This window comes from Bradyrhizobium sp. SZCCHNR1017, from assembly GCF_032381375.1.
In the GTDB taxonomy this organism is placed as follows: Bacteria; Pseudomonadota; Alphaproteobacteria; order Rhizobiales; family Xanthobacteraceae; genus Bradyrhizobium.
The window spans coordinates 186,470-199,494 of record NZ_JAUHIR010000001.1; the positions used below are offsets into that span (position 1 = coordinate 186,470).

Here is a 13,025-nt window from a genome sequence, read left to right on the forward strand (position 1 = left end):
TCCCGACCGGAAGACCCCGAAATGAGGTTGAAAATGCACAAAAAAAGCCCCGGCGTGGGGGAGACGCCGGGGCGATGCGAGTTCGGTGCGGCGGGGGGGCGGGTGCCGCGCCGAGGCTCGTATCAATAGCAGCGGTTGATCCACCGCCAGCGCGGTCCCCACGGGGTCGGAACCACGCGGCGCACGTAGCAGCCGCCATAGCCGTAGCTGTAGACCGGGCCACCGACGAAGAAGCGCGGGCCGTAGAACGGACGGTGCCATCCGCCGTAGCCTCCGTGCCAACCGCCCCCATGCCAGCCGCCATGCCAGTGAGCCGAGGCGGCAGTCGGGGCGAGGGCGGCTGCGCCGAGGGCAACGGTGGCCGCCGCGATGAGGGAGAGTTTGCGCAACATGATCGTCTCCTGGATGACAGCGCTGGTGGCGCCGAAATTGTCCGACGGATGAGGCTGGGAGAGGGCGGCCACCGGTCGTATTGCTGGCTCGTCCTCGCCCGATGCCAACACCCTAGGAGCTTCGAGCTGAACACGGGTGGCACGGAGCCTTCAGACTATGTTCAGAATTGTGAAATTGTCGTAAGGCGTCGCGCTCCGGCAGGGGCCCCGGTCGCTTGCCGTCGGCCGATCGCGTCGATATAAGCCCGCAACTCACCGAAATCCCGCACCTCCAAGGACGATATCATGGCGATTGAGCGCACCTTTTCGATCATCAAGCCCGACGCGACCGAGCGTAATCTCACCGGCGCGATCAACGCGCTGATCGAGAAGGCCGGCCTGCGGATCGTGGCCCAGAAGCGCATCCGCATGACCCGCGATCAGGCCGAGACCTTCTATGCCGTGCACAAGGCGCGGCCATTCTTCGGCGAACTGGTCGATTTCATGATCTCCGGCCCGGTCGTGGTCCAGGTGCTGGAGGGCGAGGGCGCCATCCTGAAGTACCGCGACGTGATGGGCGCCACCGACCCGTCGAAGGCGGCCGACGGTACCATCCGCAAGCTGCATGCGAAGTCGATCGGCGAGAACTCGGTGCACGGTTCCGACGCGGCGGAAACGGCAGCGATCGAGATCGCGCAGTTCTTCTCCGGCAACGAGATCGTCGGTTGATCGATCCTCGTGCGGCTGAGGGCCCCCTCAGCCGCACGACCTTCGTGCTCTGCGCTGAACTTATCTGAAAGGCCTGGCCGTGAACTGGCTATCGCAACTCGCCGATTCCGCCAGCTTCGGCCATGTGCTCGCTCAATTCGAGGCCGACCTGCAGAGCCCGGGCTTCTGGCTCGCGCTCGGCAAGATCGTCTGGATCAATGTGCTGTTGTCGGGCGACAATGCGCTGGTCATCGCGCTCGCCTGCCGCGGCCTGCACGGCAAGCATCGCTTCTGGGGCATGGTGGCCGGCTCCGGCATTGCCGTCGCACTGCGCATCGCCTTTACCGGCATCGTCGCCACCCTGATGGCGCTGCCATACCTGAAATTGATCGGCGGGCTGGCACTGATCGTGATCGCCGCCAAGCTGCTGGTGCCCGAGGACGAGAACGACGAGATCGCGGCCGGCACGACGCTGTGGCATGCGGTCCGCATCGTCGCGCTCGCCGACCTCGTGATGAGCCTCGACAACGTGATCGCGGTGGCTGCGGCCGCCAACGGCCAGGCGTCCCTGCTGATCATCGGCCTTGCCATGAGCATCCCGCTGATCATCGCGGGTGCCGCGCTGATCATGCTGGTGCTCGATCGGGTCCCGCTGCTGGTCTGGCTCGGCGCGATGCTGCTCGGCTGGGTGGCCGGCGAGGTGATCGCGACCGATCCCGCGATCGAGCCGATGCTGCACCATCTGCTCGACGGCACCGTCCTCATCAACATCGAGGCGACCTCGGCGCTGTTCGCCGGCAAGACCAATCTCGCGAGCCATGTCGATGTCATGGAGACGCTGATGTCGCTGATCGGCGCCGGTGTGGTGCTGATCGCCGGCTCGATCTGGCGCGGCCGCGCGTTGCAGCGTCAGGCCGAGAGCGAGCTGCAGCCGGTGCCGGCGCGCGGCGTCGATCTGCCGTAGCTGATCGTCAGGACGCGCCGCATCCGACCGGGCGGCGTCAGGACTCCGCATCCAGCCGATCGAGGAATTCGCGGACGGTGTGGACCGATCCCGTGGCGGCTGGCTGGTAGCCGGGCAGGGCAGCGACGGCGCGATGGAATTCGTCGCCCTTCATCACCTCGAGCACCCGCCGCATCGGGTCGGTTTCCAGAAACGATTTATGGCAGGCGAAAAAATAATCCTCGGTGAGGATACGGATGAAGTCGAGCCCGAACTGCCGCGCGGCGGCCTCGACGCCGAAGCAGACGTCGGCCATGCCGCTCGCGACATAGGCGGCGACGGCGGCATGGGTGAACTCGATCTGCTGCGCGCCATTGATGCTGGTTTCGTCGATGCCTTGTGACGCGAGCAACTGATCGAACAACAGGCGGGTGCCGGAATCATGATCGCGATTGACGAAGCGCGCCCTGCCGTCGGCAAGATCGGCCAATGAACGGATGGACAGCGGATTGCCGCGCTTGACCATCAGCCCCATCTCGCGGGTCACGAAGCTGATGACGCAGTCCTGCTTGGGATCGAGCCAATCCCGGCAGGCCTGGATGTTCTGGGCACGCAGCTCGCCGCGCGGCAGATGCAGTCCCGACAGGTCGCATTCGCCTTGCGCCAGCGAGGCCAGCGAATGCTGGCTGCTGACATAGCGGACATCGACCCCGACGCCTGACTCGCGATCCAACAGCTCGCGCAGCTTGGCGACGGCAAAGCCGTGGCTGGCGTGAACGCGGATCACGCCAGGATGCGACTGCAGGAACGGCTTGATCTCGGTCACCAGCTCCTGCGCCAGATTGTCGAGCTGCGGGCCGAGGCGAGCCTGCATGCGCTCGCCGGCCCAGACCAGCTTGTCGCCGAACGCCGTGAGCTTCGATCCTTTGCCGCGCTGGGTCTCGACCAGCGGCACGCCGAAGAATTCAGACCACTGCTCGATCAGATTCCAGACGTGACGATAGGACAGATGCGCGTCACTGGCCGCGCTGGTGATCTTACCCGTCCTCCCGATTTCACTGAGCACGCGGAGCATCACGACGATGCTCTGCGGGCCGTCGTCCTTGTAGAAGCGCCAGACAGGTTCGATCGCGATCCGCAACATCAGGGCCCGCTTGTGAAGTCGGCTTCATATGACCGCCGGCCATAGGCAACAGATATCATATTTACGAACAGATATTTGTTCTTACCTTCATTGGTATACAACAAACGGAGGAAATATGATGTCGATTGCATATGATTACGAGCGCGGCTCGAGGGGGACGTCCTATCTGACGAAGCCGTTCCAGCTCCTGATCGGCGGCAGGCATGTTCCCTCGGTTTCGGGACGCACCTTCACGTCGCTCAATCCTGCAACCGAGCAGGCGATTGCGACGGTCGCCGAGGGCAATGCCGAGGATGTCGATCTCGCAGTCGCCGCGGCCCGCAAGGCCTTCGAAGGGCCGTGGCGAACGATGCGTGCGGCGGAGCGCGGCGCGATCCTTCTGAAATGGGCGCAGCTGTTGCGCGACCATGCCGACGAGATCATCGAGCTCGAAAGCCTCGATGCCGGCAAGCCGGTGTCGGCGATCCTGCGCCAGGATCTTCCCGCCGCCATCGATACGCTCACCTATTACGCCGGATGGGCCGACAAGATCAGCGGTGAAGTCGTCTCCACGCGCGATGATGCGCTGACCTATACGGTGCGCGAGCCGGTCGGCGTGGTCGCGGCGATCGTGCCGTGGAATTTCCCGCTGATGATCGGGATGTGGAAGCTCGCGCCGGCGCTGGCCTGCGGCTGCACCGTTGTGATGAAGCCCGCCGAGCTGACGTCGCTGTCGGCGCTGCGGATCGGGGAGCTCGCGCTCGAAGCCGGACTGCCGCCCGGTGTTCTCAACATCGTGACCGGCCCCGGGCGCACCGTCGGCGAGGCGCTGGTCAACCACCCCGATGTCGATAAGGTGACGTTCACCGGCTCGCCCGGCGTCGGCCGCGGCATCATGAAGGCGGCGGCCGGCAACTTCAAACGCGTCTCGCTCGAGCTCGGCGGCAAGTCGGCCAACATCATCTTCGACGATGCGAACATCGGGGCCGCCGCGAAGGCTGCGGCCAGCGGCATCTTCTTCAACACGGGGCAGGTGTGCTCGGCCGGATCGCGGGTGCTGGTGCACGAGCGCGTGTATGACGAGGTGGTCGAGCGCCTGACCGAGCGCGCACGGGCGCTGCGGATCGGCGATCCGCTCGATCGCGCAACCTCGCTCGGACCGGTCATCTCCGAACGGCAGATGAAGACGATCCTCGACTATGTCGACATCGGACGCAACGAAGGCGCCACGCTCGTCACCGGCGGCCAGCGCGCGGCCGCCCGCGGCTATTTCGTCAGCCCCGCCGTCTTCGCCGGCGTCACGCACGACATGCGGATTTCGCAGGAGGAGATCTTCGGACCCGTGGTCAGCGTGATCAAGTTCAGGGACGAGGCCGAAGCGCTGCGGATGGCGAACGGCACGGCCTACAGCCTGGCCGCCGGCGTCTGGAGCCGCGACATGGGGCGCGTCCATCGCTTCGCCAAGCGCCTGCGCGCCGGCACCGTGTGGATCAACACCTATGGGTACACCGATGTGCGGCTGCCTTGGGGTGGCGATCGTGACTCCGGACTGGGCCGCGAGCACGGCACGGCCGCGCTGGACAACTTCACGGAGCCGAAATCCGTCTGGATGAACCTCGCGGTGTGAGCCAGGCGTCGGTTGACGCGGACGGCCGCCATTCGCATCGGCGGCCGTCTGCGCGGTCCAACGGATCAGTCGGCCTTGGCGCCGGTCGGCGGCCGGCGTGTCGGCGTCCTCCGATGGCCTGTGAGAAACACGATGGCCGTTGTGTTTGTTGCCGTTACCGTCTCCGATCACTGAGTCGGTCAGCCATCGTCGCGGCAGGATCACAAGCCAATCCACAGTGCTGCGGCACGGTGCCGCGCCTTTGCCAAGTACCGCAGGGCGCGGTCGTCTGCTTCTTATAATCTTGAACCCGTTCGGGCCGCCACGACACCACTACGTCGAGCTCCACTGATCGGGCCATGATTGGAATTGTTTCGAATTGGACTTGCGCATGTTGACTGCAGATGAGATTGCGCACGTCAAGTCGTCGTTCGACTTGGTATTTGCCAATGCTACACAGATGACGACGACGTTCTATGACCGCGTCTTCGAGCTCGCGCCGGAATGTCGGGCGATGTTTCCCGCCGACATGGATGTGCTGAAACGGGACTTCATCGCGACCCTGGCGGTCCTCGTCGGCAGCCTCGATCAGACGACTGGTCTGTTGTCGAGCACCGACATCCTCGGCCGCAATCATGCGCGCTATGGAGTCCGGCCTGAGCACTATCCGGTGGTCGGCGAAGCACTATTGTGGAGCCTCGCCAAAGGACTTGGTCCGCATTGGAATGATGAGGTCGAGCAGGCCTGGCGCAAGGTCTATGGCGTCATCGCCAAGCGCATGATCGCAATTTCGGTCGGCGCTCCGCGGTCCTGATCCGGATCTAGCTGCGCACGATCGAGCCGGAGCGGCCGACGAGACGCGCGAGCTGCTTGAAGCGTCCGCCGACGCGGTCGGCGACGAGGTCGACCATCTGGTGCTCGAACACCAGCATCAGCTTGCGGTCCTGGGTGCGGAAATGCGTTGCGGGCAGCACGCCGGGCCGCGCCGCCGAGATCAGATGCGCGACGCGAAACGCGGTGCCGAGCAGGCGCGCACGATCGATCTGGGCCGGGCTCAGCTGCTCGGTAAGGGCAGGCGCCGCCGCCTCGTCGCGCAGGCCCTCGTAGCGGAAGAACACGGACAGCGCGACGAAGATGCGGCCCTCGTGGTTGATCGAGCCGAAATTGCCGTTCAGAACGATGCCGTAGGTCTGCTCGCCGCGGTGGTCCGGATGCATGCGCCAGCCGATGTCGGACAACAGGCAGGCGGCGTGCCGCAGCCGGCGCTCGTCCTCGGTCTCGCGGATGTGCATTACGCGGAACAGGCGGTCGGTCCAGTCGATCAGCTCGCGGGCATGCTGGGCCGAGCGCGACAACAGCTCGTTGAGGCCCTGCGCCGCGCACAGCAGCCCGTCCTTGGCGCGCTCGGCGTCTGGAAGCTTGGAGTAGAGCAGGCCCTCGCGCACGCCGAAGGTCGAGAACACGACGGTCGTCGGCCTGGCGACGCGGATGATGTGCTCGAGCACCAGCGCAGCATAGGCAAGCAGCGGGCGCCGCGCCTCGGCGATCGCTTCGATGTCGGCCAGCATGTCGGCGGCGACGAGACGACGCAGCCGGCGCACGAAGGCCAGCGCATCGGCCGCCGGAATCGCATAGCCGTGCATCACCCCGAGCGGATAGCCGCTCTGGATGATGTGGATGCGCGCCAGCGCGCGCCAGGTGCCGCCGACCGCATAGAAGGTGCGGTTCTGGCCGGCCAGCAGTTGCGGCAGGTCGGTCAGCGCCTCGCTCGCGATCCGCTGCGCCTTCTTCAGCGATTTCTCGGCGAGATCCTGCAGCGCCAGGCTGCCGAGCGGCAGGGTGACGCCGCTGCGGACCTGGTGCCCGCGCACGTCGATCAGCTCAAGTGAGCCGCCGCCGAGATCACCGACGATGCCATCGGGCTTGTGAATGCCGGAGATGACACCGAGCGCCGAATAGCGTGCCTCTTCGGGGCCGGTGAGGATCTGGATCGGGACGCCGCAGATCTTCTCGGCCTTGGCGATGAAATCAGGGCCGTTCGAAGCATCGCGGCAGGCGGCGGTCGCGATGGCATGCACTTGCCCCACCCGCTGCACCTTGCACAACGCGCGGAAGCGCTTCAGCGCGGTCAGCGCCTTGTCGACGGCATCGGCCGCGAGCAGGCCGGTGGTCTGGACCTCGCGACCGAGCCCGCACAGCGCCTTCTCGTTGAACACGGTGACGAGACTGCGTTCCATCGCCTGGTAGACGACGAGACGGACCGAATTCGAGCCGATGTCGATGACACCGACGCTGGCGGACCTCGTGCCGGGCCGCTTCACCACGGCATGTCCCGTCGCAGAAGGCCCCGGTGCAGACAGCCCCTATGAAGGAGAGCGTTCATTCCGGCGCGTGAGCCGGCGCGGCGATGATTCCTTGAGCGACTTTCCACGGCCGGACAGACTCGGATTCGTCATGAAGTAATTGTGCAGGTTGAACGGCTCCTCGCCCTTCGCGGCCTTCATACGCGTTGACGACCCGTCCGGCAACAATTGCCAGCTCTGCTCGGTATCCTTCAGGTTCGCGACCATGATCTGTTCCAGGACCTGCTGATGGACGGTGGGGTTCTGAAGCGGGCACAGCACCTCGACGCGGCGGTCGAGATTGCGCGGCATCATGTCGGCCGAGGAGATGTAGACGGCGGCCTTGGCGCTCGGCAGGCCCTGACCCATACCAAAGCAGTAGATGCGGCCATGCTCGAGGAAGCGGCCGATCACCGATTTGACGCGAATGTTCTCCGACAGTCCGGGGAGGCCGGGACGCAGGCAGCAGATGCCGCGCACGATCAGCTCGATCGAGACGCCGGCCTGCGAGGCCTCATACAGCGCGTCGATGATGTCTGGATCGACCAGCGAGTTCATCTTCATCCAGATCACGGCCGGCTTGCCCTGGCGGGCGAAGCTGGTCTCGCCGTGGATGTGCTCGATCATGCGCTTGCGAAGCGTGAGCGGCGACACCGCCATCTTCTCGATGTCGATCGGCTCGGCATAGCCGGTGATGTAGTTGAACACCCGCGTGACGTCGCGGCCGATCACCGGGTCCGATGTGAAGTAGGACAGGTCGGTGTAGATGCGCGCCGTCACCGGATGATAGTTGCCGGTGCCGGTGTGGACATAGGTGGTGAGGCTGCCGCCCTCGCGGCGCACGACCATCGACAGCTTGGCATGCGTCTTCAGCTCCAGAAAGCCGTAGACGACCTGCACGCCGGCACGCTCCAGATCGCGGGCCCAGCGGATGTTGGCCTCCTCGTCGAAACGCGCCTTGAGCTCGACCAGCGCTGTCACCGACTTGCCGGCTTCGGCAGCTTCCACCAGCGTGCGCACGATCGGCGAGTTGTTGGAGGTGCGGTACAGCGTCTGCTTGATCGCGACGACGTCCGGATCGCGCGCCGCCTGCTGCAGGAATTGCACGACGACGTCGAACGACTCGTAAGGGTGATGGACGATCAGGTCCTTCTGCCGGATGGCGGCGAAGATGTCGCCGCCATGGTCGCGGACACGCTCGGGATGGCGCGGCACATAGGGCGCGAATTCGAGGTCGGGCCGGTCGACGCGCGTCAGTTGCGACAGCTCGTTCATCGCCAGCACGCCGTCGACCAGGAACACCTCGTCATCGGTGGTCGAGAGCGCATTCTGCACGAAGCGGCGCAGCTCCTCCGGCATGTTGGCCTCGATCTCGAGCCGGATCACCGAGCCGCGACGGCGCCGCTTCAGCGCGGTTTCGAACAGCCGCACCAGGTCTTCGGCCTCTTCCTCGATCTCGATCTCGCTGTCGCGGATGATCCGGAAGGCGCCCTGGCCCTTCACGGTGTAGCCGGGAAACAGCCGGCCGATGAACAGGCCGGTCGCCTGTTCCAGGGTGATCAGGCGGATCACGCCATCCTTGGAGCCGGGGAAGCGGATGAAGCGGTCGATCTTGCCGGGCATGCGGATCAGGGCGTTCATCGGGCGCCCGTCGGCGGAGCGGATCAATTGCAGCGCCACCGTGAAGCCGAGGCTTGGGATGAACGGGAACGGATGCGCCGGATCGATCGCGAGTGGCGTCAGCAGCGGGAAGATGTTGGCGAGGAAGTGGTCCTCGATCCAGGCGCGCTCGCTCTTGGTGACGTCCTGACCGTCGACGAGCACGATGCCGAGCTCGCCGAGAAACTTGCGCAGGTCGCGCCAGATCGCCTGCTGGTCGATCGCGAGCTGCGACACCGTCTCGTTGATCAGCTTCAGTTGCTCGGTCGGCGTCAGCCCGTCGGGGCTGCGCTCGGCGATGCCCTCGCGGACCTGGGCGCGGATGCCGGCGACGCGCACCATGAAGAATTCATCAAGGTTGTTGGCGGAAATCGACAGGAAGCGCACCCGCTCCAGGGCGGGATGGCGCGGATTGACCGATTCCTCCAGAACGCGGCGGTTGAAGTGAAGCCAGGACAATTCCCGATTGATGAATCGCTCGGGGCTCGAGGCAATCTCGATGGACGGCGCGGCGACCGGTTCTTTCTCTGAGATTTCAGTAACTTGCTCGGTATCCATCGGAATTCGATCCATATCCATCCAGTCGCGAACCAGTCGCGAACGGTCGACCGTAGCCCAATCTGGGTAACCAGGGGATGACGTTGCCGGCACCATTGGGGTTCCGTGCCCGTCCGCCGTCAAGATGGCCGCGGGTCACAGCGGGCGGAGCAGCTCCGCCGCCAGCGCCCGGGTGACCGGCCGTCCGAGCCGCAGGGACTCGTCGTCCAGCAGTGCGACGGTCTGGCGGGCGGCCGCGTAGGACCGTTCGATGTGGCTTGCGAGATAGCTGACCACGGTCTCGTCGATCGCCAGTTGCCGGTCCGCGGCCAGCTTGACGATCAAGGCGCGGAACAGCTGGTCGTCGGGCGGCAGCAGCGTGACGATCGGGACGGCGCGCAGCCGCGACCTCAGATCGGCCAGGGCGATGGGCAGGGCCGCCGGGGCCTCGCGCGCCGTGATCAGCACGAAAGCCTCGTCCTGGCGGGCCAGGTTCAGGAGGTGAAACAGCGCTCGCTCGTCGAGATCGGTTGCCGTCAGATCCTCCAGCACCAGCGCGCCGGTGGCGAGCGCCCCAGGGACCACGCTCGCCTCGAGGGCATGCGCGGACAGCGATCGGGCGCCAGCCCGCTCGGCCCAGATGGCGGCGAGGTGGCTCTTGCCAGAGCCGTCGGGGCCGACCAGGAACATGGTCCGCGCCGGCCATTCCGGCCAGGCGTCGACCAGAGCGAGCCCGGCCGCGTTGCCTGGACCTTCGAAGAAATTGTCCCGCGTCAGGCTCTCCGCATGCGGCAGCGCGAAGGCCAGCTGACGAGGGGGGATATGGCCAGCCAAGATCGAATTGCTCCGTATCGTGTGGTGCGTGAGGTCGGGACGGGCCCTCCGCGGAGGATCACCGGACCTCGATGGTGCTCATGTGACGCACCCAGTCGACGAGATACAGCCCGACCGACACGAGGGTAAAGACGGTGACCAGCACCATCAGCACCACATCGTAGGGCTGGGGCTCGAAGCCGAAGCTGAGCGAGGCCAGCACGAGCGCCGCGAATCCCACCTGGGCGACCGTGTTCAGCTTGGACACCATCAATGGCTTCATCGCGACCGGCCGGTCGAACAGCCAGGACACGATCACCGCCGAGACGATCATGATGTCGCGCGAGACCACCAGGATGACGATCCAGCGCGGGATCGCGCCCCAGATGCCAAGCGTGACGAAAATCGAGACCAGCAGTGCCTTGTCGGCGAGAGGATCGAGCAGCGCTCCCAACTCGGACCGCAGGTTGAAGCGCTTGGCCAGGAAGCCGTCCACGGCGTCGCTCACCCCCGCGACCACGAAGACCAGAAATGCGATCTCCATCTGGCCGGCCGCAATGGCCCAGACGACGATCGGAACCAGCAGGATTCGACCCAGCGTGATCAGATTGGGGATACTGTGGGGAATGGTCACGCAGCGGGTCCCGACGACGACTCGATCAAAAGACAATCCGATTCCGAAACAGGGCGAACCGGTCCGTTCCTAGATAGTATGGGGACGAGCCCCTTGCGAGCCATTGCGCGCGGCCGGATTCCGACGTAACCAGCGGCCAGATTAGGGGTTTTTACCATGACCGAGCGCAAGAACGGGCTCACTTATGCAGATTCGGGCGTCGATATCGATGCCGGAAACCGTCTGGTCGATCTGATCAAGCCCATGGTGCGCGCAACCGCCCGCGCCGGCGCGGATGCCGAGATCGGCGGCTTTGGCGGCCTGTTCGACCTCAAGGCCGCCGGATTCAAGGATCCGGTGCTGGTCGCGGCAACCGACGGCGTCGGCACCAAGGTGAAGATCGCGATCGAGACCGGGCTGCATGGCGGCATCGGCATCGACCTGGTCGCCATGTCGGTCAACGATCTCGTCGTGCAGGGCGCCGAGCCGCTGTTCTTCCTCGACTACTTTGCGTGCGGCAAGCTCGACCCGGAGGCGACGGCGTCGATCGTCGCCGGTGTCGCCGAAGGCTGCCGGGAATCCGGCTGCGCGCTGATCGGCGGTGAGACCGCGGAAATGCCGGGCCTCTACAAGGACGGCGACTACGATCTTGCCGGTTTCGCGGTCGGCGCGGCGGAACGTGGGACGCTGCTGCCGTCTCCCGACATCGCGGCCGGTGACGTGGTGCTGGGGCTCGCATCCTCCGGCGTCCACTCCAACGGCTATTCGCTGGTGCGCAAGATCGTCGCCCAGTCCGGCCTCGGCTTCGATGCGCCGGCACCGTTCGCGCCGGTCCTGACTCTCGGCGCGGCGCTGCTGACGCCGACCCGGCTCTATGTGAAATCGTGCCTTCGCGCCATCCGCGAGACCGGTGCGGTGAAGGGGCTCGCACACATCACGGGCGGCGGCTTCACCGACAACATTCCGCGCGTGCTGCCGAAGCATCTCGGCGTCTCGATTGACCTGACGGGCCTGCCGGTGCTGCCGGTCTTCAAATGGCTGGCGGAGCAGGGTGGCATTGCAGAGCGCGAGCTCTTGCGCACCTTCAATTGCGGGATCGGCATGATCGCGATCGTCAAGGCCGAGGCCGTCGATGCCGTCATCGAGGTGTTCACCGCGAATGGCGAGCACGTCGCACGGCTCGGCGAGGTCGTTGCTGCGACAGGCGACGAGCGCGTGATCTACACCGGCGCCCTCGATCTGGCTCTGTGAGACGAGTGAGCCGATGAAGCGCCGCGTCGCCATCCTGATCTCGGGCCGTGGGTCGAACATGGCCGCGCTGATCCACGCGGCGTCGCAGCCGGATTTTCCGGCCGAGGTCGCCATCGTGATCTCCAACCGAGCCGATGCGGCCGGACTGCAGAAAGCGCAGGAAAGCGGCGTCGCGATCGAAATCATCGAGAGCAAGCCGTTCGGCAAGGACCGCGCAGGGTTCGAAGCCAGACTGCAGCAGGCGCTCGATGCACGCGGCATCGAGATCATCTGCCTGGCCGGATTCATGCGCCTGTTCACGGCGGAGTTCGTGCAGCGCTGGTATGGCAGGATGCTGAACATTCATCCGTCGCTGCTGCCATCGTTCCCCGGCCTTGATCCGCACGGCCAGGCGCTGCGTGCCGGCGTCAAGCTGTCAGGCGCCACCGTGCATTTCGTCATTCCGGAGACGGATGCTGGTCCGATCGTGATGCAGGGCGCGGTCGTGGTCAGGGACGACGATACGCCGGACACCCTGTCGACGCGCATTCTCGGCGTCGAGCATCGCATCTATCCCGAGGCGCTGAAGCTGCTGGCCAAGGGCCTGGTGCGGCTCGAAGGCGATCTCTGCCGGACGTCGTCCGTGGAGCAGGGCGATCACGCGCTGATCTGGCCCGTCGTCCGGTAGCTGTCGCCGGACGAAAAAAATCCCCGGCGGGGCCGGGGTACATCAAGGCTGACGAAGTCTGATCATCCGCGGCGAGCGAGCGTGACGCGGAGCTCGTGAGTAGGTTTACGAACCCGCGCTGTGGCGCCCTCCGCCGGGACGATGCTCACGAGAGCTTCAGGTTCTCTGCCGACGTCTTGCCGCGGCTCTCCACCAGATCATATTCGATCGTCTGGTTCTCGTTGAGCGTGGTCAGTCCAGCACGCTCCACGGCCGAGATGTGGACGAACACGTCCTTGTCTCCGCCAGCCGGTTTGATGAAGCCATATCCCTTGGTCGGGTTGAACCACTTCACGCTGCCCTTGTAGGTCGGCATCGCTGTCTCCTTCGTCTAGACGAAAAAAAGACGCGGC

General features: G+C 65.4%; 13 protein-coding genes. 6 read left to right on the forward strand and 7 right to left on the reverse strand.

Translation table 11 applies throughout. The features are described 5' to 3' along the window. Positions 1-122: 122 nt before the first annotated feature. The gene (locus QW863_RS00890) at positions 123-392 is read right to left on the reverse strand and encodes a sulfur globule protein precursor (RefSeq protein ID WP_315712648.1); all 270 of its coding nucleotides are present in this window, start codon (positions 390-392) and stop codon (positions 123-125) included. 285 nt (positions 393-677) lie between these two features. On the opposite strand from QW863_RS00890, the gene ndk reads away from it, so the two are divergent. After that, on the forward strand, positions 678-1,100 hold the full coding sequence (gene ndk, locus QW863_RS00895; protein WP_315712380.1) for a nucleoside-diphosphate kinase: 423 nt from the start codon (positions 678-680) through the stop codon (positions 1,098-1,100). 79 nt (positions 1,101-1,179) lie between these two features. Then, positions 1,180-2,043, forward strand: coding sequence for a TerC family protein (locus tag QW863_RS00900; RefSeq protein ID WP_315712379.1), 864 nt, complete (start codon positions 1,180-1,182; stop codon positions 2,041-2,043). 37 nt (positions 2,044-2,080) lie between these two features. Here QW863_RS00900 and QW863_RS00905 read toward each other — a convergent pair whose 3' ends face one another. Further along, positions 2,081-3,166, reverse strand: coding sequence for a substrate-binding domain-containing protein (locus tag QW863_RS00905; RefSeq protein WP_315712378.1), 1,086 nt, complete (start codon positions 3,164-3,166; stop codon positions 2,081-2,083). A gap of 118 nt (positions 3,167-3,284) precedes the next feature. On the opposite strand from QW863_RS00905, the gene QW863_RS00910 reads away from it, so the two are divergent. After that, positions 3,285-4,772 (forward strand): aldehyde dehydrogenase family protein, encoded by a 1,488-nt coding sequence (locus tag QW863_RS00910; protein ID WP_315712376.1) that lies wholly within the window; start codon positions 3,285-3,287, stop codon positions 4,770-4,772. Between the two features lie 370 nt (positions 4,773-5,142). After that, positions 5,143-5,565, forward strand: coding sequence for a globin family protein (locus QW863_RS00915; protein WP_315712374.1), 423 nt, complete (start codon positions 5,143-5,145; stop codon positions 5,563-5,565). Positions 5,566-5,572: 7 nt separating this feature from the next. On the opposite strand, the gene ppx is transcribed toward QW863_RS00915, so the two are convergent. The 4 genes from ppx to QW863_RS00935 all read right to left on the reverse strand — a co-directional run bounded on the left by ppx (position 5,573) and on the right by QW863_RS00935 (position 10,736). Further along, positions 5,573-7,072, reverse strand: coding sequence for an exopolyphosphatase (gene ppx / locus QW863_RS00920; protein ID WP_315712647.1), 1,500 nt, complete (start codon positions 7,070-7,072; stop codon positions 5,573-5,575). 42 nt (positions 7,073-7,114) lie between these two features. After that, a complete protein-coding gene (locus tag QW863_RS00925) occupies positions 7,115-9,310 on the reverse strand; it encodes an RNA degradosome polyphosphate kinase (protein WP_315712373.1) in 2,196 nt (731 codons plus the stop codon). 135 nt (positions 9,311-9,445) lie between these two features. Continuing rightward, entirely contained in the window at positions 9,446-10,123 is a 678-nt protein-coding gene (locus QW863_RS00930) for a DnaA ATPase domain-containing protein (RefSeq protein WP_315712372.1), read from the reverse strand. 58 nt (positions 10,124-10,181) lie between these two features. Continuing rightward, positions 10,182-10,736, reverse strand: a complete 555-nt coding sequence (locus QW863_RS00935; protein ID WP_315712371.1) for a CDP-alcohol phosphatidyltransferase family protein — start codon at positions 10,734-10,736, stop codon at positions 10,182-10,184. Between the two features lie 156 nt (positions 10,737-10,892). Between QW863_RS00935 and purM the strand changes: the two genes are divergently transcribed. Together purM and purN are read left to right on the forward strand one after the other, a co-directional pair. Beyond that, complete coding sequence (purM, locus tag QW863_RS00940) at positions 10,893-11,966, forward strand: phosphoribosylformylglycinamidine cyclo-ligase (protein ID WP_315712369.1); 1,074 nt, start codon at positions 10,893-10,895, stop codon at positions 11,964-11,966. Between the two features lie 13 nt (positions 11,967-11,979). Next, on the forward strand, positions 11,980-12,633 hold the full coding sequence (gene purN, locus QW863_RS00945) for a phosphoribosylglycinamide formyltransferase (RefSeq protein WP_315712367.1): 654 nt from the start codon (positions 11,980-11,982) through the stop codon (positions 12,631-12,633). 145 nt (positions 12,634-12,778) lie between these two features. Here the strand turns inward: purN and QW863_RS00950 are convergent, their stop codons facing one another. Beyond that, positions 12,779-12,988, reverse strand: coding sequence for a cold-shock protein (locus QW863_RS00950; RefSeq protein ID WP_315712366.1), 210 nt, complete (start codon positions 12,986-12,988; stop codon positions 12,779-12,781). Positions 12,989-13,025 lie beyond the last annotated feature (37 nt).

Coding starts and splice junctions, on each gene's coding strand:
- QW863_RS00910 (WP_315712376.1), top strand. CDS start 3,285: ATGTCGATTGCATATGATTACGAGCGCGGCTCGAGGGGGACGTCCTAT.
- ndk (WP_315712380.1), top strand. CDS start 678: ATGGCGATTGAGCGCACCTTTTCGATCATCAAGCCCGACGCGACCGAG.
- QW863_RS00925 (WP_315712373.1), bottom strand. CDS start 9,310: ATGGATACCGAGCAAGTTACTGAAATCTCAGAGAAAGAACCGGTCGCC.
- QW863_RS00905 (WP_315712378.1), bottom strand. CDS start 3,166: ATGTTGCGGATCGCGATCGAACCTGTCTGGCGCTTCTACAAGGACGAC.
- purM (WP_315712369.1), top strand. CDS start 10,893: ATGACCGAGCGCAAGAACGGGCTCACTTATGCAGATTCGGGCGTCGAT.
- QW863_RS00890 (WP_315712648.1), bottom strand. CDS start 392: ATGTTGCGCAAACTCTCCCTCATCGCGGCGGCCACCGTTGCCCTCGGC.
- QW863_RS00915 (WP_315712374.1), top strand. CDS start 5,143: ATGTTGACTGCAGATGAGATTGCGCACGTCAAGTCGTCGTTCGACTTG.
- purN (WP_315712367.1), top strand. CDS start 11,980: ATGAAGCGCCGCGTCGCCATCCTGATCTCGGGCCGTGGGTCGAACATG.
- QW863_RS00950 (WP_315712366.1), bottom strand. CDS start 12,988: ATGCCGACCTACAAGGGCAGCGTGAAGTGGTTCAACCCGACCAAGGGA.